Genomic DNA, 20,009 nt, shown 5'->3' with positions numbered 1-20,009 from the left:
CCAAACCGAACTGGCTGGTTTCATCCTTGTCGCGCCCGCGTGGCATGCTGCCGATCGGTCTTAGTCCAGGTATTCGTCGCCAGGGACGGTGAGGTAGGGGATGAAGTCTTCGCTGCTGACCAGCAGGTCGAACAGCAGGGCGGCATCATCAAAATGCCGGCTCCAGCGGCTACCGTATTCGGCGTGCAGGCGGTTGATCTCGTCGGCGGCCAGGTCGCGCAGCAAGCCCAGGCTGACCTTGCGGCCATCGTCCAGGTAGCCCTTGGCGCTGCGTATCCACTGCCACAGCTGGGCGCGGGCGATCTCGGCGGTAGCGGCTTCTTCCAGCTGGTTGTGGATGGGCACGCAGCCGCGGCCGCTCATCCACGCCCCCAGGTACTGGATGCCGACGCTGATGTTGTTGCGCAGGCCGGCTTCGGTAATCGGGCCTTCCGGCTGGAAGTTCAGCAGGTCGGCGGCGCTGATGTGCACGTCGTCGCGCTGGCGTGCCAGTTGGTTGGCCGCATCGCCCAGCACACTGCGGAAGGCGTCCAGCGCCAGCGGCACCAGCGCCGGGTGGGCGACCCAGCTGCCGTCGTAGCCATCGCGCGCTTCACGCTGTTTTTCCTGGTAGATAGCCGCCATGGCCTGATCGTTGGCCGCGGGGTCATGCTTGATCGGCGTCAGCGCCGACAGGCCGCCAATGGCCGGTGCTCCGCGACGGTGGCAGGTTTTGACCAGTTGCAGCGCGTACGAGCGCATGAACGGCACCGTCATGGTGATGCGTTCGCGGTCGGCCAGGCAGAAATCGCGGCTGTGGCCAAAGGTGCGGATGCAGCTGAACAGGTAGTCCCAGCGGCCGGCATTCAGCCCGGCGCAGTGCTCGCGCAGCGCGTACAGGATCTCGTCCATCTCGAACGCCGCCAGGATGTGCTCGATCAGTACCGTGGCGCGGATGGTGCCTACCGGTAAATCCAGCGCTTGCTGTGCCAGCACGAACACATCGTTCCACAGCGCGGCCTCGTGGTGGTTTTCCAGCTTGGGCAGGTAGTAGCAGACGGGTTGGCCGCGCGCGTGCAGCAGGCGGGCGTTGTGGAAAAAGCTGAGGCCGAAATCGAACAGGGCAGCGCTGACGGCACGGCCATCAACGCGCAGGTGTTTTTCCTGCAGGTGCCAGCCGCGTGGGCGCAGCATCATCAGCGCGGTACGTTCGTTCAGGCGGTAGGGCTGGCCGTCCGGGCCGGGGTGGCTGAGCGTGCCGGCCCAGGCATCGCACACGTTCTGGTGGCCGGCCACGATATTGCCCCAGCCGGGGCTGGTGGCGTCTTCGAAGTCGGCCATGAAGCAGCTGGCGCCGGAGTTCAGGGCATTGATCATGGCCTTGCGTTCTACCGGGCCGGTGATTTCCACACGGCGGTCGTGCAGGGCGGGGGGGAGCGGGGCGATCTGCCAGTCTGCGTCACGGATGGCGCGGCTATCGGCGGGAAAGTCCGGTAGCTCACCGGCGTCCAGCAGCATCTGGCGTTGCTGTCGGGCGGCCAGCAGTTGCTGGCGGCGTGCATCGAACGCCCGGTGCAGGCTGGCGATGAAGGCCAGCGCCGGGTAACTGAACAATGCCTCGTTGGCTGGCCGAACCGGGGCCAGCAGCTCCACGCCTTGCGGCAGTTGCAACGCCATGTCTCTCTCTCCGTTGGGTTGGCCGGCCACGGGGCAGCGGCAGCCAGCTTGTTATGCCTGCAGTTTACCGGCAGTCAAAGTCAGGAAAAATACGTAAAAACCGATAACATTTTTTACTTTTCAGAACGTAAAGCGCCGTGCCAGTGGCAACGTATCAGCGCATTTTGTGCTGCATTTAGCGCATTGTCCTGCAGATGTGGCCAGGGTTGGTGTTGGCATTGCTACTTTTTGAAACAAAATGGCATAGCTGTTCGAAAGGACAGCTATCTGCCGCCTTGTGGCACGGATGGGGTGTATTGCTGCGCAGTGCATTGAAATGCTGGCACGCTGTGCGCTGCATTTTGCTGATTGGATTCTGTATACATAGTGCCTGATCGTGGGCTGGCTTGAGCCGGACCAGGGGCTGCGGCATAGTCGCGCCCCTGCGCGTTACTGCCTTATCCGGTAGGGTCGCCGCACAACAACCAGACCTGCACAGCAGGCCGGAACGCAGCCCAAGAGGCTGCGTAGTCGTTTGACCACTCGGGACAATACAATGAGTTTGCTTCGCAAGAAGGACGTCCGCCAGATGATGGCGGGCGTTCAGGGCGCAGGTGCACTGCGCAAAGAGCTGTCGGCATTCGACCTCACCATGCTGGGGATCGGAGCCATTATCGGTACCGGCATTTTCGTACTGACCGGCACCGGTGCCACCGTGGCCGGCCCCGGCCTGGTGCTTTCCTTCATCATCGGCGCCATCGCCTGCGGCTTTGCCGCGCTGTGTTATGCCGAATTTGCCGCCATGCTGCCGGTTTCCGGCTCTACTTATACCTACGCCTACGCCACGCTGGGTGAACTGATCGCCTGGATCATCGGCTGGGATCTGATGCTGGAATACCTGCTGGCTTCGTCGGCGGTGTCGGTGGGCTGGTCCGGCTACTTCCAGAGTCTGATTGCCGGTTTCGGCCTGCACCTGCCGGACGCGCTGACGGCGGCCGCCGGTGCCCGCCCGGGCGTGACCACCGTGTTCAACCTGCCGGCGTTCGTCATCGCCATGCTGGTCACCACGCTGCTGGCGTTCGGTATCAAGGAATCGAAGCGCGTCAACAATATCGTGGTGCTGATCAAGGTGGCCGTGGTGCTGGTGTTCATCGCGGTTGCGGTATGGCACGTCAAACCGGCCAACTGGCACCCGGCGCTGCCGTACGGCATGAGTGGCGTGTTCCACGGTGCGGCCATCGTGTTCTTCAGCTTCCTGGGTTTTGACGCCGTGACCTGCGCAGCGGAAGAAGTGAAAAACCCGGATCGGGATATTCCGCGTGGCGTGTTGTGGTCGCTGGGTATCTGCTCGGTACTGTACGTGGTGGTATCGGCCATCATGACCGGTATCGTGCCGTACATGCAGTTCAAAGGGATTGACCACCCGGTGTCGCTGGCGCTGCAAGTGGCCAAGCTGGACTGGTTTGCTGGCTTCGTCGACCTGGGCGCCATTCTGGGCATGCTGACGGTGATCCTGGTGATGACCTACGGCCAGACCCGCATCCTGTTTGCCATGTCGCGTGACGGCCTGCTGCCGAAAATCTTCAGTGATGTACACCCGAAGTACGGTACCCCGTACAAGGCTACCTGGCTGATCGGTACCATCATCGCGCTGATCGCCGGTTTTGTGCCGCTGGGCACGCTGGCCGAGCTGGTCAACATCGGTACCCTGGCCGCGTTCTCGCTGATTGCTGCGGCCATCATCGTGCTGCGCAAGAGCGAGCCGAACCTGCCGCGTAAATTCCACTGCCCGGGCGTGCCGTATGTGCCGGCGCTGGCCATCGTGTTCTGCGTGTTCCTGATGAGCCAGCTGTCGTGGCTGACCTGGGTATGCTTTGTGGTGTGGCTGGTGATCGGCCTGGTGGTGTACTTCGGTTACTCGCGCCAGCGTTCGCTGTTGCACAAGCCATAAGCAGCACTAGCATCGTACTGATACTTGCCCCGCCCATCCGGCGGGGTTTTTTATGGCGGCCAACAAAAGAAAACCCCCGCCAATGGCGGGGGTGGTTGACGCAGACGGCGGGGTCGAGGCGCCGTGTAAGGTCGAAACGCTTAGTGGAACTGTTCTTCTTCGGTGGAGCCGGTCAGGGCTTTTACCGAGGAGGAGCCGCCCTGGATGACGGTGGTCACGTCATCGAAGTAGCCGGTGCCCACTTCCTGCTGGTGCGATACGAAGGTGTAGCCCTGTTCGCGAGCGGCGAATTCCGGCTCTTGTACCATTTCCACGTAGTGCTTCATGCCTTCGCCGCGGGCGTAAGCGTGCGCGAACTTGAAGGTGTTGTACCAGTTGACGTGGATACCGGCCAGGGTGATGAACTGGTACTTGTAGCCCAGTGCCGACAGTTCGTCCTGGAACTTGGCGATGGTCTTGTCGTCCAGGTTTTTCTTCCAGTTGAAGGACGGCGAGCAGTTGTACGACAGCAGCTTGCCCGGGCAGGCGGCGTGTACGGCCTGGGCGAACTCGCGGGCAAAGCCCAGGTCCGGGGTGCCGGTTTCACACCATACGAGGTCGGCGTACGGCGCGTAGGCCACACCGCGAGAGATGGACTGTTCCAGACCATTTTTCACGCGGAAGAAACCTTCCTGGGTGCGTTCGCCGGTCAGGAACGGCTTGTCGTTCTCGTCGTAGTCGGAGGTGATCAGGTTGGCCGCTTCGGCGTCGGTACGGGCCAGGATCAGGGTCGGTACGCCCATTACGTCGGCTGCAAAGCGGGCGGAGATCAGTTTCTCAACGGCTTCGCGGGTCGGTACCAGTACCTTGCCGCCCATGTGGCCACATTTTTTGGCTGCGGCCAGCTGGTCTTCGAAGTGCACACCGGCAGCACCGGCAGCAATCATGTTCTTCATCAGTTCGAAGGCGTTCAGTACGCCACCGAAACCGGCTTCAGCGTCAGCCACGATCGGCAGGAAGTAGTCGATGTAGCCGTCGTCACCCGGGTTGATGCCACGCGACCACTGGATCTCGTCGGCACGCTTGAAGGTGTTGTTAATGCGGCGAACCATGGTCGGCACCGAGTCGTAGGCGTACAGCGACTGGTCCGGGTACATGGTCTCGCTGGTGTTGCCGTCGGCGGCTACTTGCCAGCCGGACAGGTACACGGCTTCCAGGCCGGCCTTGGCTTGCTGCATGGCTTGACCGGCGGTGATGGCGCCGAAAGCATTCACGTAGCCCTTCTTGGCGCCACCATTCACTTTGTCCCACAGCACTTTGGCACCGCGCTGGGCCAGGGTGTATTCCGGCTGCAGCGAGCCGCGCAGACGCACAACGTCTTCGGCGGAGTAACCACGCTTGATGCCATTCCAGCGCGGGTTTTCAGCCCAGTCTTTTTTCAGAGCGGCGATTTGCTGTTCGCGAGTCATCATGGTGTGAATCCTTAACTTGATAGTTTCGTTTTGCCGGCTGGCCGGCGCTCCCAGTTTCTGTTGATGCAGGCCGGTTTGTCTGGCCTTGCTGCGTCTGGCAACCCCTGTTTTAGCGGGGCTGCCTGCTGCCGGAAACCGCCCCGGATAAAGGGCTGGCATGCCATGCAGTTGCGCTGTTGTGGAACCATTTAAGCATAAAAATTTCTCGATGTGTGCAGTGCAGCAAAAAAAAATCCTTTGTTTTCAATTGGTAACAATCATGCCCAAAAACGAACCGGAGCGAGCGCTTGTTTTTGTGCACTTGCGAAAAAGTTGGTGCACAAGCGCGCATCAAAAAGCGCAGCGTGGCCCGCTTGAAAAGTGGGGCGATGCCCCTATATAGGGAAGGTCTTTTTGATTTCAGCCAATGGGAAGCGTCATGCAGGAAAATCAGAATCCCCAAGCAGAAGAAGTGCTTGAACAAAGCCAGCAGGCCGCCGAAACCGCAGCCGACACCGCCGAATCCCGCGTTGCTGCACTGGAAGCAGAGGTTGCAGAACTGAAAGAGCAGTATCTGCGTGCCCGGGCCGAAACCGAAAACGTTCGTCGCCGTGCGGCGGAGGATGTCAGCAACGCCCAGAAATTTGCCGCGCAGAAGTTCGCCTCCGAACTGCTGTCGGTAAAAGACAGCCTGGAAATGGCACTTTTGGATCAGTCCGGCCAGTTCGACGCGCTCAAGTTCGGCGTGGACCTCACGCTGAAGCAGCTAGTGTCGGCCTTCGAGAAGGCGCAGATCACCGAGATCAACCCGCTGGGCGACAAGCTTGACCCGCACAAACACCAGGCCATCAGCACCGAAGAGTCGGAAGCCGAGGCCAATACCGTGGTCCGCGTGATGCAGAAAGGCTACCTGCTGGCCGACCGCGTGCTGCGCCCGGCCATGGTGGTGGTGGCCAAGCCGAAAGCCTGAAGGCCGGCGTGGTTAACTACCCTCTTGAAATTGTGGCAATAGCCAATATCTGACAGCACATCAGGCCGGCGCCGTCGCCGACGGGCCGGCAGACAAGACAAAAGTTAGACGAAAGGAATAAGCAGTCATGGGCAAAATCATCGGTATTGACCTTGGTACGACCAACTCCTGCGTGGCCGTGGTAGAAGGCGGCAACCCGAAAGTGGTGGAAAACGCCGAAGGCGCGCGCACCACGCCGTCCATCATTGCCTACATGGAAGATGGCGAGATCCTGGTAGGTGCCCCGGCCAAACGTCAGGCGGTGACCAACCCGAAAAACACCCTGTACGCGGTGAAGCGCCTGATCGGCCACCGTTTCGAAGACAAGGAAGTACAGAAAGACATCGAACTGATGCCTTTCGACATCGTGCGTGCCAAGAACGGCGACGCCTGGGTGAAAGTACGCGACCAGGAACTGGCGCCGCCGCAAATCTCCGCAGAAGTGCTGCGCAAGATGAAGAAGGCCGCCGAAGACTACCTGGGCGAGGAAGTTACCGAAGCCGTGATCACCGTACCGGCCTACTTCAACGACAGCCAGCGCCAGGCCACCAAAGACGCCGGCCGCATCGCCGGCCTGGACGTGAAGCGCATCATCAACGAACCGACCGCTGCGGCGCTGGCCTTTGGCCTGGCCAAGCAGGAAGGTGACCGCAAGATCGCCGTATACGATCTGGGCGGTGGTACCTTCGATATCTCCATCATCGAGATCGCCGACGTAGACGGCGAGCACCAGTTTGAAGTGCTGGCCACCAACGGTGACACCTTCCTGGGCGGCGAAGACTTCGACCAGCGCGTTATCGATTACATCGTGACCGAGTTCAAGAAAGATCAAGGCGTTGATCTGAAGAACGACGTGATGGCATTGCAGCGTCTGAAAGAAGCCGCCGAGAAAGCCAAGATCGAGCTGTCTTCCGCGACCCAGACCGAAGTGAACCTGCCGTACATCACCATGGATGCCACCGGCCCGAAACACCTGGCGATGAAAATCACCCGCGCCAAGTTTGAAAGCCTGGTAGAAGACCTGGTACAGCGCTCGATCGAGCCGTGCAAAGTGGCCCTGAAAGACGCCGGCGTATCGCTGGCTGACATCACCGACGTGATCCTGGTGGGTGGTCAGACCCGTATGCCGAAAGTACAGGAAGCCGTAAAGGCCTTCTTCGGCAAAGAGCCGCGTAAAGACGTGAACCCGGACGAAGCCGTGGCCGTGGGTGCCGCCATCCAGGGTTCCGTGCTGTCCGGCGACCGCAAGGACGTACTGCTGCTGGACGTGACCCCGCTGTCGCTGGGTATCGAAACCATGGGCGGCATCATGACCAAGCTGATCCAGAAGAACACCACCATCCCGACCAAAGCGTCGCAGGTGTTCTCCACCGCTGCCGACAACCAGACCGCGGTAACCATCCACGTGCTGCAGGGCGAGCGCGAGAAGGCTGCGGCCAACAAGTCGCTGGGCCAGTTCAACCTGGGTGATATTCCGCCGGCACCGCGTGGCATTCCGCAGATCGAAGTGGAATTCAACATCGACGCCAACGGTATTCTGCACGTGTCTGCCAAAGACAAGGCTACCGGCAAGCAAGCCAACATCACCATCCAGGCATCGTCCGGCCTGTCCGAAGACGAAATCCAGCAAATGGTGCGCGACGCCGAGCTGAACGCCGAGGAAGACAAGAAACTGGCCGAGCTGGTACAGGCCCGTAACCAGGGTGAAGGCCTGATCCACAGCGTGAAGAAATCGCTGACCGAGTACGGCGACAAGATCTCCGCCGACGAGAAAACCGCGATCGAAGCCGCGCTGAAAGAAGCCGAAGAAGTGATCGGTGGCGACGACAAAGACGCCATCGATGCCAAGGTGCAAGCGCTGATGACCGCTTCCCACAAGCTGGCCGAGCACATGTACGCCGACAAGGGTGCCGAAGGCGCCACTGCCGACGCGCAAGCCGACGGCAAGAAGGATGACGGCAACGTGGTAGATGCCGAATTCGAAGAAGTGAAGAAGTAAGCTTCCGCGATAACGGCAAGGCACAGGCCCTTCGGGGCACTGTGCCTTTTCCATGATATGCGGCCAACCTTCACGGTTGGCGCGAGGTGATACAGCATGGCGAAAAAGGATTTCTACGAGGTACTGGGCGTCAATCGCGATGCGTCGGATGACGACATCAAGAAGGCCTATCGCAAGCTGGCGATGAAGTACCACCCGGACCGCAACCCGGACAGCAAGGAAGCGGAAGACAAGTTCAAGGAGGTGAAAGAAGCCTACGAGATCCTGTCCGACGGCCAGAAGCGTGCCGCTTACGACCAGTACGGCCACGCCGGCGTGGACCCGCAGGCTGGCATGGGTGGCGGTGGCCAGGGCTTTGGCGGCTTCGATTTCGGCGACATCTTCAGCGACATCTTCGGGGGTGGCGGCGGTGGCCGTGGCGGGCGCAGCAATGTGTACCGTGGCTCCGACCTGCGTTACAACATGGAGATCACGCTGGAAGAAGCCGCACGCGGTTGCGAAAAGCAGATCCGCATTCCGTCGCATGAAAACTGCGATGTGTGCCACGGCAGCGGCGCCAAGCCGGGTACCCAGCCGAAAACGTGTACCACTTGCGGTGGTCACGGCCAGGTACGCATGAGCCAGGGTTTCTTCTCCATCCAGCAAACCTGCCCCACCTGCCACGGCAGCGGCAAGCAGATTACCGACCCGTGCCACAAGTGCCACGGCGCCGGCCAGGTGAAGACCCACAAGACGCTGAACGTGAAGATTCCGGCCGGTGTGGACGAAGGCGACCGCATCCGCTTGTCTGGCGAAGGCGAACCGGGGCAGAACGGCGGCCCGTCCGGCGACTTGTTCGTGGTGGTGCACGTCAAGAAGCACAGCGTGTTCGAGCGCGACGGCAAAGACCTGCACTGTGAAATGCCGATCAGCTTTACCGTGGCCGCGCTGGGCGGCGAGGTGGAAATCCCCACCCTCGATGGCATGGTCAAGGTGAAGATTGCTGCCGAAACGCAGAGTGGCCGTGTTTACCGTGTACGCGGCAAAGGCGTGAAATCGGTACGTGGCAGCGACGTTGGCGACCTGATGTGCCACGTTGTCGTCGAAACGCCGGTAAACCTCACCGAGCGCCAGAAAGAGCTGTTGCGCGAATTCGAGGCCATCAGCCAGGGCGATGTGGCCACCCACACGCCGCGCGCCAAGTCCTTTGTCGACAAGCTGAAAGACTTCTTCGGCTAAGGCCATTTGTTACATAGTTGTGCCGAACAACGCACCGCGAGGGTTAACCCGCGGTGCGTTTTGCATTTTGTGGCAATCATTGTGCGCAGCAGGGCGATTGTCTGACAAATAATGGTTAATGTATCCAGCCTGCTGGTATTCGGCGCTTTGTTTCAGTATGTTTGCGGCTTCGCAAAGCAGGCGCATGACCTGCGCGATGGCGGTAACCCTGACCAGGTTGCCGACACCAAATGGGAACAGACCCTGATATCAAAGGAGCAAACATGCAGGAATTAGTCGATTTTCTGAACGGCTGGATCTGGAGCAAAGGCCTGATTTTTCTTTGCCTCGGCGTTGGCCTGTACTTCTCTATCCGTAGCCGTTTTGCGCAAGTACGCCATTTCGGCGAAATGATCCGCCTGATGTTTGACGGCAAGAGCGACAGCAGCGGCGTATCGTCGTTCCAGGCGCTGGCGATGACGCTGGCTGGCCGTGTGGGTACCGGTAACATCGCCGGCGTGGCCACCGCCATCACCTTCGGCGGCCCCGGTGCCGTGTTCTGGATGTGGATGGTAGCCTTCCTGGGCGCCAGCTCGGCGTTTGTGGAATCCACCCTGGGCCAGATCTACAAGGAAAAGATCAACGGCGAATACCGCGGCGGCCCGGCTTTCTACATCGAAAAAGGCCTGGGCATGAAGGCATTTGCCATCGTGTTTGCGGTAGCTACCGTGTTTGCTTGCGGTGTGCTGCTGCCGGGTACCCAGTCCAACTCCATCGGTGCCGGCCTGCAAAATGCATTGGGTATCGATCCTAACGTGACCGCCGCGCTGCTGGCCGTGATGCTGGGCTTCATCATCTTTGGCGGCGTGAAGCGTATTGCCTCCTTTGCCGAGATCGTGGTGCCGTTCATGGCGCTGGGTTACATCATCGTGGCGTGTGTGATCGTCGCGCTGCACATCGATCAGCTGCCGCACGTGCTGAGCCTGATCATCAAGAGTGCCTTCGGTCTGGACGCCGGCTTCGGCGCTATTCTTGGCATGGCCATCCAGTGGGGCGTGAAACGCGGCGTGTACTCCAACGAAGCCGGTCAGGGCACTGGCCCGCACGCGTCGTCTGCCGCCGCCGTGTCGCACCCGGCCAAGCAAGGCCTGGTGCAGGCGTTCTCGGTTTACATCGATACCCTGTTCGTATGCTCGGCTACCGCCTTCATGCTGTTGATTACCGGCCAGTACAACGTACAAGGTGCGGACGGCAAGGCGCTGTACACCGGTATTGCCGGTGTGGCCGCGGGCCCGGGTTACACCCAGACCGCGATGGAAAACATCATGCCGGGCTTTGGTTCCATCTTTGTGGCGGTGGCACTGTTCTTCTTTGCCTTTACCACCATCATTGCCTACTACTACATCGCCGAAACCAACATCGCCTACCTGAACCGCAAGGTTAACCGTCCGTGGATGACCCTGGTGCTGAAGATCGCCATCATGGCCACTGTGGTATACGGCACCGTGAAGACCGCCGATCTGGCATGGGGCCTGGGCGATATCGGTGTCGGCATGATGGCGTGGATGAACATCGCCGCCATCCTGATGCTGCAAAAGCCGGCCTTCATCGCACTGCGCGACTACGAAGCACAAAAAGCACAAGGCCTGGACCCGGTGTTCCACCCGGAAAAACTGGGTATCAAGAACGCCGACTACTGGACCAGCCATCAGTCGGAAGACAATCTGGAAGCCGAGCGCAAGCATGGCGGCCAACCGGTTTACGACAAGGTCTGATATCCTTGCGCTAACCAAAAACTTGACACGCCGGGGCTGCCCCGGCGTTTTTCATTGTGGAAGCTCCATGAATCTGCTGCACGAAACCTGGTTCTGGGTACTGATCATCGTGGCACCGGTCGGCACTGTCATCGCCACGCTGGCGCGCATGTCGAAAAAGACCGGCGACGGCAAGCTGCCGCCTGGCGTCATTCCCGGTACCTATGCGCCGTCCAGCAAGGATGGCAGCCCGTATCGCCGGCCCGGCGAAACCGCGCCCGACGCCGATCAGGCCGACGACGCACCGCGCTGACGGCGGGCGGCCAACCTTGCGCTGTAACAAACCGTTGTGAACCAGTGCTATCGATGGTGGTCTGCCTTTGTTATCTTGTTGCCGTTTTGAATCGACTTGCCGAAGGAACCCCATGCTTGCCAATCGCTTCTTTCCCGCTACCCGCCTGCGCCGCATGCGCCGTGACGACTTTTCGCGCCGCCTGATGCGCGAGAACGTGCTGACCACCAACGACCTGATCTACCCGGTATTCGTGCTGGAAGGGGAAGGCCGCGAGGAAGAGGTAGCGTCCATGCCCGGCGTCAAGCGCCAGAGCCTGGACAAGCTGCTGGATACCGCCGCCGAAGCGGTGGCACTGGGCATTCCGATGCTGTCCATCTTCCCGGTGATCGAAACCGGCAAGGACAACTCCGGCGAAGAAGCCTACAACCCGGACGGCTTGGTACCCACCGTAGTACGGGCGCTGAAAGCGCGCTTCCCGCAGCTGGGCATCATGACCGACCTGGCGCTGGACCCGTACACCATTCACGGTCAGGACGGCCTGCTGGACGACAGCGGCTACGTGCTGAACGATGAAACCACCGAAATCCTGGTACAGCAGGCGCTGTGTCACGCTGCTGCCGGTGCCGACGTACTGGGCCCGTCCGACATGATGGACGGCCGTATCGGCGCCATCCGCAGCGCACTGGAAGAAGACGGTTTCATCCATACCAAGATTCTGGCCTACAGCGCCAAATACGCGTCGGCCTTCTACGGCCCATTCCGCGACGCGGTAGGCTCGGCGGCCAACCTGGGCCAGGCTGACAAGTACACCTACCAGATGGACCCGGCCAACCTGGACGAAGCGCTGTACGAAGTGGCGATGGACCTGGAAGAGGGCGCCGACATGGTGATGATCAAGCCGGGCATGCCGTACCTGGACGTGATCCGCCGCGTGAAAGACACCTTCAAGGTGCCGACCTACGCCTACCAGGTGTCCGGCGAGTACGCGATGCTGAAGGCGGCCTTTCAGAATGGCTGGCTGAATGAAGAGAAGTGCATGATGGAAAGCTTGCTGGCGTTCAAGCGCGCCGGTGCTGACGGCATCCTCACTTACTTTGCACTGGATGCTGCCCGCGTCATTCGTCGCGGCTGAGCTTTACAGCACGGCAATCACCGCAAGCGGCCAACCCTGGCCGCTTTTTTCATGGCTGCCGTGGCGGTTTGGCGTCGAACATCACGCACTGGTGGCCGGTGGCCTCGCGCACGTCCAGCGCCGGGCTGCGCTTGCTCTTGATCTGCATCGCGCGGCAGCCGTACGGAAAGCGGGCGTCGTGGGTAATGTAATGGTGGCGGCACAAACGGCAGGCCGGGGGCGAGGCAGGCGGTTTCACGGTGGTGCAGGCAAGGAATAAAGGCCGTTATTGTCGCACGGCAGGGTAACACCCACCCCCGCAAAATCGTGTGTCACTGTGCCTGATCATTTGCCATGTGCGGGTCTAGAATGGTGACAGACACATGACAGCACGGCTGTCACCCCGAATGGCGACACACAGGGATACCCCCATGAACCATACCTATCTTGCCCACCTGCAAGCCACGCTGGCGCAGATCCGTGCTGACGGTTTCGAGAAGCCGGAACGCGTGATTGCCACCCCGCAACGCGCCGGCATCACCCTGAGCGGCGGCCGCGACGTGCTGAACTTCTGCGCCAACAACTACCTAGGGCTGGCCGACGACGCGCGCCTGATCGCCGCAGCCAAGCAGGGGCTGGACGACTACGGTTACGGTTGCGCCTCGGTGCGCTTCATCTGTGGCACCCAGCAAGTACACAAGGATCTGGAAGCGGCCATTTCCGGCTTTCTGGGCACCGACGACACCATCCTGTACTCCAGCTGTTTCGACGCCAACGGCGGCGTGTTCGAAACCCTGCTGGGCGAAGACGACGCGGTGATTTCCGACGAGCTGAACCACGCTTCGATCATCGACGGCGTACGCCTGTGCAAGGCCAAGCGCTTCCGCTACAAAAACAACGACATGGCTGACCTGGAAGCCCAGCTCAAGGCCGCCGACGCAGCCGGCGCGCGCTTCAAGCTGATCGTGACCGACGGTGTGTTCTCGATGGACGGCATCATCGCCGACCTGAAAACCCTGTGCGACGTGGCCGACCGCTACGGCGCCATCGTGATGGTGGACGATTCGCACGCGGTAGGCTTTATCGGCGACACGGGTGCCGGTACGCCGGAACTGTGCGGCGTGGCCGACCGTGTCGATATCTATACCGGTACCTTGGGCAAGGCGCTGGGCGGCGCTTCCGGCGGTTACGTGTCCGGTCGCCAGGCCATCATCGACCTGCTGCGCCAGCGTTCGCGCCCGTACCTGTTCTCCAACACGCTGGCCCCGGCCATTGCCGCCGCCAGCCTGAAGGTGCTGCAGATCCTGCAAACCGAAGAAGGCGCCACCTTGCGCGCCAACCTGAAGCGCAACGCCGACTACTTCCGTCAGGCCATGACCGACGCTGGCTTTACCCTGGTGCCGGGCCAGCACCCGATCATCCCGGTGATGCTGGGCGACGCCCGTCTGGCCGGTGAAATGGCCGCCGCCTTGCTGGCAGAAGGCGTGTTCGTGACCGGCTTCTCCTACCCGGTGGTGCCCAAAGGCAAGGCGCGCATCCGTACCCAGATGTCCGCCGGCCACACGCTGGAGCAGGTAAAGCACACCGTCGCCGCCTTCATCAAGGTTGGCCGCGAACTGGGCGTGATTTGATTATTGATTGGCCACGAACTCCACGAAAGGACGCGAACGCTTAGCTACGGCCCCGCCGCAAACACAGACAAAGCCTGCCATACCGTGCACAGCGCATGACAAAGCGGCAATTCGTGTTTTTCGTGGGGTTCGTGGCCAAGGGTTTGCCGGAGCTTGTGGCGACCTGAAGAGATACTGACATGAAAGCACTCGCCAAACTGCAGGCCGCCCCCGGCCTGAACATGACCGACGTTCCGATGCCGGAAGTCGGCCACAACGATCTGCTGATCAAGATCACCAAGACCGCCATTTGCGGTACCGACATCCATATCTGGAACTGGGACGACTGGGCGCAGAAGACCATTCCGGTGCCGATGCACGTCGGCCACGAGTACGTCGGCGTCGTAGCCGGCATGGGCTCCGAAGTGCAGGGCTTTACCATTGGCCAGCGCGTCTCCGGCGAAGGCCACATCACCTGCGGCTACTGCCGTAACTGCCGTGCCGGCCGCCGCCACCTGTGCCGCAACACCACCGGCGTGGGTGTGAACCGCGAAGGCTCGTTTGCCGAATACCTGGTGATTCCGGCCTTCAACGCCTTCCCGATTCCGGACGATATTTCCGATGACCTGGCGTCCATCTTCGACCCGTTCGGTAACGCCGTACACACCGCGCTCAGCTTCAATCTGGTGGGCGAGGACGTGCTGATTACCGGTGCCGGCCCGATCGGCATCATGGCGGTGGCCATCGCCAAGCACGTGGGCGCCCGTCACGTGGTGATTACCGACGTCAACGACTACCGTCTGGAGCTGGCGCGCAAGATGGGCGCCACCCGCGCCGTCAACGTTGGCCGCGAAGACCTGAAAACCGTGATGCAGGAACTGCACATGACCGAAGGCTTTGACGTGGGCCTGGAGATGTCCGGCAACCCGCACGCCTTCCGCCAGATGCTGGACGTGATGAACCACGGCGGCAAGGTAGCGCTGCTGGGTATTCCGCCGGCCAATACCGCCATCGACTGGAACCAGGTCATCTTCAAGGGCCTGGAGATCAAGGGCATCTACGGCCGCGAAATGTTCGAAACCTGGTACAAGATGGTGGCGCTGATCCAGTCCGGCCTGGACATCACCCCCATCATTACCCACCACTTCAAGGTGGACGACTTCGAGGCCGGCTTTGCCGCCATGCTGTCCGGTCAGAGCGGCAAGGTGATTCTGGACTGGCAGTAAACGTTGAACGGTGTGCATGACACATGGTCAATCCCAACCCGGCTGCGGCCGGGTTTTGTTTTATCCCGCCGTGCGGCCAACCTTCTGCCCGCCAGCGGCAGGGCGCGCGCTCGAACGCCTGCCAGCCATGCTAGAATCGCCAGAGATCACCATAAGCATTCAGGGATAAAAAGATGTCTGGCAATAGCATGGGTTTGCTGTTTACCGTTACCTCCTTCGGCGAAAGCCACGGCCCCGGCATCGGCTGCATTGTCGATGGCTGCCCTCCCGGCATGGCCTTGAGCGAAGCCGATATCCAGCTGGAACTGGACCGCCGCAAACCCGGCACCAGCCGCCACGTTACCCAGCGCCGCGAGCCGGACGCCGTCGAAATCCTGTCAGGCGTATACGAAGGCAAGACCACCGGTACGCCCATCGCCTTGCTGATCCGCAATACCGATCAGCGCAGCAAGGACTACGGCAACATCGCCGACACTTTCCGCCCCGGCCACGCCGACTACACCTACTGGCACAAATACGGCATCCGCGACCCGCGTGGCGGCGGCCGCTCCTCGGCCCGTGAAACCGCTGTGCGCGTGGCCGCCGGCGCCATTGCCAAGAAGTGGCTGAAAGAACAGTTCGGCATCGTCATCCGTGGCCACATGACCCAGATCGGCGACGTCGCCATTCCGTTCAAAAGCTGGGACCTGGTCGATACCAACCCGTTCTTTGCTGCCGACGATAGCGTCGTGCCGGCGCTGGAAACGTATATGGACAGCATCCGCAAGAGCCTGGACTCGGTGGGTGCCCGTCTGCGCGTGGTGGCCGAAAACGTGCCGGTAGGTTGGGGCGAGCCGGTGTACGACCGCCTGGACGCCGACATCGCCTACGCCATGATGAACATCAACGCGGTGAAAGCCGTGGAAATCGGCGCCGGTTTCGGCTGCGTCACCCAGCGCGGCAGCGTGCACGGCGACGAGCTGACGCCGGAAGGCTTTGCCAGCAACCACGCCGGCGGCATCCTGGGCGGCATTTCCACCGGTCAGGACATCGACGTGTCCATCGCCATCAAGCCGACGTCTTCCATTGCCCAGCCGCGCCGCAGCATCAACAAGGCCGGGGAGGCGATCATGGTGGAAACCCATGGCCGTCACGACCCGTGCGTGGGCATTCGTGCTACCCCGATCGCCGAGGCGATGCTGGCGCTGGTACTGATCGACCACGCGCTGCGTCACCGCGCCCAGTGTGGCGATGTGCGCGTCGACACACCGCGTATTCCCGGCCGTATCGGCTAAATTGAAATCACACCCCGCCCCCGGACGGATGCCTGATCATGTTCAAGAACCTGTTTGACAAACTGTCGCGCAAGGATGACGCCCCGCAGGCGGCCAACGAGCCTGGCGCCCAGAAGGTGGCGGCCAACCCTGCGCCGGTGGCCGCCGAGCCGGCGCCGGTGCTGCCGCATACGCTGGGCTTTGTGACCCACCAGCCACTGCACGACATGAAGCTGAATGTCGTGGCCTATGAATTCATGGTGCGCGACGCCGTCAAGCGCCGTGAATCCAGCGCTAGCCAGTGGCTGCAGTACGACCGCCTGATGATCAGCACGCTGGTGAACATGGACGTGTTCCGCCTACTGGCGTTTCGCCGTGCGCTGGTGCATGTGTCCACGCTGTCGCTGGCCGATCCGGCGCTGGAAGGTTTCCCGGCCGAACGTGTCATCTTCGTGCTGAACCCGGCCATGGACGAGCCGGTATCGATGGACACCATTGCCCGTATTGACGCCCATCGCGCAGCAGGCCGCCGCTTTGCACTGGAGCCGGCACTGTTCGGTCACAGCGTGTTGCCGCCGCAGTTGCAGGATGAGCTGTTCTCGCGGGTAGACATGATGATCATGGACTTCTCGGCCCCGGCCGACGAAGTGCTGGCCCCGTTCATGGACCAGCTGCCCGGCAAATACCCGGCGGCACGTTGGTACGCGCGCAATATCGGCTCGGCAGAAGAGTTCGACGTATGCGTGAAGACACCGGGTGCTGCCAAGCGTTTTGCGCTGTACCAAGGCAGCTTCCTCACCAACTTCCGCCCGGCACCCAGCGCCAAGGCCGACGCCAGCCAGATGCGGGTGCTGGAAATCATGCGCCTGCTGCGTGCTGGTGCCGAAAGCCGCGACATCGACGCCCAGTTCAAGCTGGACTCGGTGCTGCTGTTCAAGCTGCTGCGCTTCATCAACTCGCCGATGAATGGACTGTCGCGCAAGGTGATGACCATCGAAGAGTCGCTGCTACTGCTGGGGCGCGAGTCGCTGTTCAAGTGGCTGACCATGCTGCTGTTTACCTCGCGCAAAAGCGAAGACGGCCGCGCGCTGGCGCTGCTGGAGCGCTCGCTGTTCCGCGCCCGCTTCATGGAATCGCTGGGGCAGAAGGGCGGTAACCACCGGCTGGAGTGCGAGCACTTGTTCCTGACCGGCATGTTCTCGCTGCTGGATTCGCTGATGCAGGTAGAGCTGAACGAGGCGCTGGCGCCGCTGGAGCTGCCGCCGACGGTGATCGACGCGCTGCTGAACCAGCACGGCCTGTTTGCCCCTTACTTGGCGCTGGCCATTTCGGCGGAACAGGACAATCACGAACGGATGGCCACGCTATCGCGCATGTTGAAGTTCGACGCCGGCGAAGTGAACCGCCTGCATCTGGACGCCATGATCTGGGCGCAGGAAATCCTCGGCCAGAATGGCGACTAAGCCGACTATGCCGTTTGCCAACACCGCTCCCAGGAGCGGTGTTTTTGCATCAGCGCCCGCTCGGTTTTTCTGAACAAGGTTCACAGTTTTTTATTCTTTTATCGGCGGCGGCAGGTTTGTATATTGTGGCTATCAAAAAAACCAACAGGAGAACCGCATGACCGCCGCCTTCCACTCCCGCCGCATCGAACGCCTGGTTCGTGGTGTCGACACCGCAGACGGTGCCGGCGTCAAACTCAAACGCGTGCTGACCCAAGACCTGCAGCGCCGCCTTGACCCGTTCCTGATGCTGGACGAGTTCCGCTCCGACAATCCGGGCGATTACATTGCCGGTTTTCCGCCGCATCCGCACCGCGGCTTCGAAACGGTCACCTACATGCTGGCTGGCCGCATGCGCCATCGCGACAGCGCCGGCAACGAAGGCCTGCTCGGCCCCGGCGGCGTGCAGTGGATGACGGCCGGTCGTGGCGTCATCCACTCCGAAATGCCGGAGCAGGAGGAGGGGCTGATGCACGGCTTTCAGCTCTGGATCAACCTGCCTGCCGCCCGCAAGATGATTCCGGCGGCCTACCAGGACATTCCTGCGGCCAACATCCCGCTGTTGCAGCTGGCAGATGGCATCACGGTCAAGGTTATCGCCGGCGAGTACGCTGGCCAGCCTGGCAGTATCCAGCAGCCAGATACCGAACCGCTGTACCTGGACGTGCATGTGCCGGCAGGGCAGTCACTGGATGTGGCTATCCCCGCAGGCCACAATGCCTTCCTGTACTTGTATCAGGGCAGCCTGCTGGCGCCGGTCACGCAGCAAGTGCTGGCTGCCGGCCACATGGCCATCCTGTCGGCCGCCGGCGACGGCGTGACGCTTCGCAGCGAGGAGGGCGCGCGTGCGCTGGTGTTGGCCGGCAAGCCGCTGCAGGAAAGCATTGCCCAGTATGGCCCGTTCGTGATGAATACCCGGGCAGAACTGGAACAGGCATTCGACGACTACCAGCAAGGCCGCCTGGCCTGAGGAGGCAGCATGTCAGACATCATCCGCCGCATCCAGCCGGCCAGCAAAGACATCGGCTTCATCGTCCGTCGGTTGTTGCCGGTGATGGGTACCCGCAGTATCGGCCCGTTCGTGTTTCTGGATCATATGGGGCCGGCGCACTTTGCCGCCGAGGGCACTGCCGGCGACGTTCGCCAGCACCCGCATATCGGTCTGGCGACAGTCACCTACCTGCGCCAGGGCGCGATGATGCATCGCGACAGCCTGGGTACCGTGCAGCGCATTACGCCGGGCGATATCAACCTGATGGTGGCTGGCAGCGGCATTACCCATTCCGAACGGGTGCCGGCGGATATCCGCCAGCAAGGCATCGCGGTGGAAGGCCTGCAGATGTGGCTGGCGCTGCCGCTGGCCGACGAAGCCTGTTCGCCAGCGTTTCATCACTATCCGGCAGCCAGCTTGCCGGCCTGGCAACTGCCGGGGGGCGACCTCCAGTTGCTGATCGGGCATCATGCCGGCCGGCAATCGCCAGTGCGTACCTTCAGCGACACGCTGTATCTGTCCTGGCAGTTGCAAGCCGGTGCCCGCTTCGAACTCCCGCAAGCGGCGGAGCGGGGCCTGTACCTGTTTGACGGCAGCGTGCGAGTGGGCGATGAAAGCATGCAGGCCGGCGAGTTGGTGGTGCTGGGGGATGGCGTGTCGGAGATCGTCAGCGAGCAAGGCGCCTGTGGTGTGGTGTTTGGCGGTACCATGCTGGACGCACCCCGTTTCATGGAGTGGAACTTCGTCGCCAGCCAGCGCGAACGCTTGCAGCAGGCGCGCGAAGACTGGGCTGCCGGGCGTTTTGCGATGGTGCCAGGCGAGACGGATTTCATTCCACAGCCTTGAGTAAGGCGTGTATAGAGAAAGGTTGGCTGCATGCGGCCAACCTTTTTGCTTTTCGTCACCTTTGCAAATCAGCCACTTAAGCAATTACTTGCACTTTTTTGTACCCGGGGTGTTGACGGCCCAGAGCGGGGTGGGTATAGTTCGCCTCCTCAGCTGACGACGCAAACGAAACGAAGTCAGCACCGCTCTTTAAACAAACC

16 protein-coding genes are annotated in these 20,009 nt (G+C 61.4%); 13 read left to right on the top strand and 3 right to left on the bottom strand.

Annotation, left to right across the window (positions count from 1 at the left end; translation table 11 throughout):
* Positions 1-60: 60 nt before the first annotated feature.
* The gene (gene aceB, locus FLQ03_RS02410) at positions 61-1,656 is read right to left on the bottom strand and encodes a malate synthase A (protein WP_144373962.1); all 1,596 of its coding nucleotides are present in this window, start codon (positions 1,654-1,656) and stop codon (positions 61-63) included.
* A gap of 535 nt (positions 1,657-2,191) precedes the next feature.
* Here aceB and FLQ03_RS02405 point away from each other — a divergent pair.
* The gene (locus FLQ03_RS02405) at positions 2,192-3,586 is read left to right on the top strand and encodes a branched-chain amino acid transporter BcaP (RefSeq protein ID WP_144373961.1); all 1,395 of its coding nucleotides are present in this window, start codon (positions 2,192-2,194) and stop codon (positions 3,584-3,586) included.
* Between the two features lie 140 nt (positions 3,587-3,726).
* On the opposite strand, the gene aceA is transcribed toward FLQ03_RS02405, so the two are convergent.
* Entirely contained in the window at positions 3,727-5,037 is a 1,311-nt protein-coding gene (aceA, locus tag FLQ03_RS02400) for an isocitrate lyase (protein ID WP_144373960.1), read from the bottom strand.
* A 418-nt stretch (positions 5,038-5,455) separates the two neighbouring features.
* On the opposite strand from aceA, the gene grpE reads away from it, so the two are divergent.
* The 6 genes from grpE (at position 5,456) to hemB (ending at position 12,402) form a co-directional block, all read left to right on the top strand.
* The gene (gene grpE, locus FLQ03_RS02395; RefSeq protein ID WP_144373959.1) at positions 5,456-5,986 is read left to right on the top strand and encodes a nucleotide exchange factor GrpE; all 531 of its coding nucleotides are present in this window, start codon (positions 5,456-5,458) and stop codon (positions 5,984-5,986) included.
* Between the two features lie 127 nt (positions 5,987-6,113).
* A complete protein-coding gene (gene dnaK / locus FLQ03_RS02390) occupies positions 6,114-8,024 on the top strand; it encodes a molecular chaperone DnaK (protein WP_144373958.1) in 1,911 nt (636 codons plus the stop codon).
* A gap of 96 nt (positions 8,025-8,120) precedes the next feature.
* On the top strand, positions 8,121-9,242 hold the full coding sequence (gene dnaJ / locus FLQ03_RS02385) for a molecular chaperone DnaJ (RefSeq protein WP_144373957.1): 1,122 nt from the start codon (positions 8,121-8,123) through the stop codon (positions 9,240-9,242).
* A gap of 263 nt (positions 9,243-9,505) precedes the next feature.
* Complete coding sequence (locus FLQ03_RS02380; protein WP_144373956.1) at positions 9,506-10,996, top strand: alanine/glycine:cation symporter family protein; 1,491 nt, start codon at positions 9,506-9,508, stop codon at positions 10,994-10,996.
* 67 nt (positions 10,997-11,063) lie between these two features.
* On the top strand, positions 11,064-11,288 hold the full coding sequence (locus tag FLQ03_RS02375) for a hypothetical protein (protein ID WP_144373955.1): 225 nt from the start codon (positions 11,064-11,066) through the stop codon (positions 11,286-11,288).
* Between the two features lie 112 nt (positions 11,289-11,400).
* Positions 11,401-12,402: a porphobilinogen synthase gene (gene hemB / locus FLQ03_RS02370; protein ID WP_144373954.1), complete on the top strand. Its 1,002-nt coding sequence runs from the start codon at positions 11,401-11,403 to the stop codon at positions 12,400-12,402.
* A gap of 49 nt (positions 12,403-12,451) precedes the next feature.
* Here the strand turns inward: hemB and FLQ03_RS02365 are convergent, their stop codons facing one another.
* Positions 12,452-12,640 carry a hypothetical protein gene (locus FLQ03_RS02365; RefSeq protein ID WP_144373953.1) on the bottom strand — a complete coding sequence of 63 codons (189 nt, stop codon included), beginning with the start codon at positions 12,638-12,640 and terminating at the stop codon, positions 12,452-12,454.
* A 172-nt stretch (positions 12,641-12,812) separates the two neighbouring features.
* On the opposite strand from FLQ03_RS02365, the gene FLQ03_RS02360 reads away from it, so the two are divergent.
* From FLQ03_RS02360 to FLQ03_RS02335, 6 genes are all read left to right on the top strand, one after another.
* On the top strand, positions 12,813-14,012 hold the full coding sequence (locus FLQ03_RS02360) for a glycine C-acetyltransferase (RefSeq protein WP_144373952.1): 1,200 nt from the start codon (positions 12,813-12,815) through the stop codon (positions 14,010-14,012).
* Between the two features lie 179 nt (positions 14,013-14,191).
* Positions 14,192-15,217 (top strand): L-threonine 3-dehydrogenase, encoded by a 1,026-nt coding sequence (gene tdh, locus FLQ03_RS02355; protein WP_144373951.1) that lies wholly within the window; start codon positions 14,192-14,194, stop codon positions 15,215-15,217.
* 173 nt (positions 15,218-15,390) lie between these two features.
* Complete coding sequence (gene aroC / locus FLQ03_RS02350) at positions 15,391-16,491, top strand: chorismate synthase (protein WP_144373950.1); 1,101 nt, start codon at positions 15,391-15,393, stop codon at positions 16,489-16,491.
* 38 nt (positions 16,492-16,529) lie between these two features.
* Positions 16,530-17,933 (top strand): EAL and HDOD domain-containing protein, encoded by a 1,404-nt coding sequence (locus tag FLQ03_RS02345; protein ID WP_144373949.1) that lies wholly within the window; start codon positions 16,530-16,532, stop codon positions 17,931-17,933.
* A 157-nt stretch (positions 17,934-18,090) separates the two neighbouring features.
* Entirely contained in the window at positions 18,091-18,942 is an 852-nt protein-coding gene (locus FLQ03_RS02340; protein ID WP_144373948.1) for a pirin family protein, read from the top strand.
* A gap of 9 nt (positions 18,943-18,951) precedes the next feature.
* The gene (locus tag FLQ03_RS02335) at positions 18,952-19,809 is read left to right on the top strand and encodes a pirin family protein (RefSeq protein WP_144373947.1); all 858 of its coding nucleotides are present in this window, start codon (positions 18,952-18,954) and stop codon (positions 19,807-19,809) included.
* The last annotated feature ends 200 nt before the right edge of the window (positions 19,810-20,009 follow it).

Source organism: Vogesella urethralis (assembly GCF_007644045.2).
GTDB lineage: Bacteria > Pseudomonadota > Gammaproteobacteria > Burkholderiales > Chromobacteriaceae > Vogesella > Vogesella urethralis.
The sequence above is the reverse complement of the archived record's forward strand: the minus strand, read 5'-3'. Positions and strand labels throughout refer to the sequence as shown.

Coding starts and splice junctions, on each gene's coding strand:
- aceB (WP_144373962.1), bottom strand. CDS start 1,656: ATGGCGTTGCAACTGCCGCAAGGCGTGGAGCTGCTGGCCCCGGTTCGG.
- FLQ03_RS02405 (WP_144373961.1), top strand. CDS start 2,192: ATGAGTTTGCTTCGCAAGAAGGACGTCCGCCAGATGATGGCGGGCGTT.
- aceA (WP_144373960.1), bottom strand. CDS start 5,037: ATGATGACTCGCGAACAGCAAATCGCCGCTCTGAAAAAAGACTGGGCT.
- grpE (WP_144373959.1), top strand. CDS start 5,456: ATGCAGGAAAATCAGAATCCCCAAGCAGAAGAAGTGCTTGAACAAAGC.
- dnaK (WP_144373958.1), top strand. CDS start 6,114: ATGGGCAAAATCATCGGTATTGACCTTGGTACGACCAACTCCTGCGTG.
- dnaJ (WP_144373957.1), top strand. CDS start 8,121: ATGGCGAAAAAGGATTTCTACGAGGTACTGGGCGTCAATCGCGATGCG.
- FLQ03_RS02380 (WP_144373956.1), top strand. CDS start 9,506: ATGCAGGAATTAGTCGATTTTCTGAACGGCTGGATCTGGAGCAAAGGC.
- FLQ03_RS02375 (WP_144373955.1), top strand. CDS start 11,064: ATGAATCTGCTGCACGAAACCTGGTTCTGGGTACTGATCATCGTGGCA.
- hemB (WP_144373954.1), top strand. CDS start 11,401: ATGCTTGCCAATCGCTTCTTTCCCGCTACCCGCCTGCGCCGCATGCGC.
- FLQ03_RS02360 (WP_144373952.1), top strand. CDS start 12,813: ATGAACCATACCTATCTTGCCCACCTGCAAGCCACGCTGGCGCAGATC.
- tdh (WP_144373951.1), top strand. CDS start 14,192: ATGAAAGCACTCGCCAAACTGCAGGCCGCCCCCGGCCTGAACATGACC.
- aroC (WP_144373950.1), top strand. CDS start 15,391: ATGTCTGGCAATAGCATGGGTTTGCTGTTTACCGTTACCTCCTTCGGC.
- FLQ03_RS02345 (WP_144373949.1), top strand. CDS start 16,530: ATGTTCAAGAACCTGTTTGACAAACTGTCGCGCAAGGATGACGCCCCG.
- FLQ03_RS02340 (WP_144373948.1), top strand. CDS start 18,091: ATGACCGCCGCCTTCCACTCCCGCCGCATCGAACGCCTGGTTCGTGGT.
- FLQ03_RS02335 (WP_144373947.1), top strand. CDS start 18,952: ATGTCAGACATCATCCGCCGCATCCAGCCGGCCAGCAAAGACATCGGC.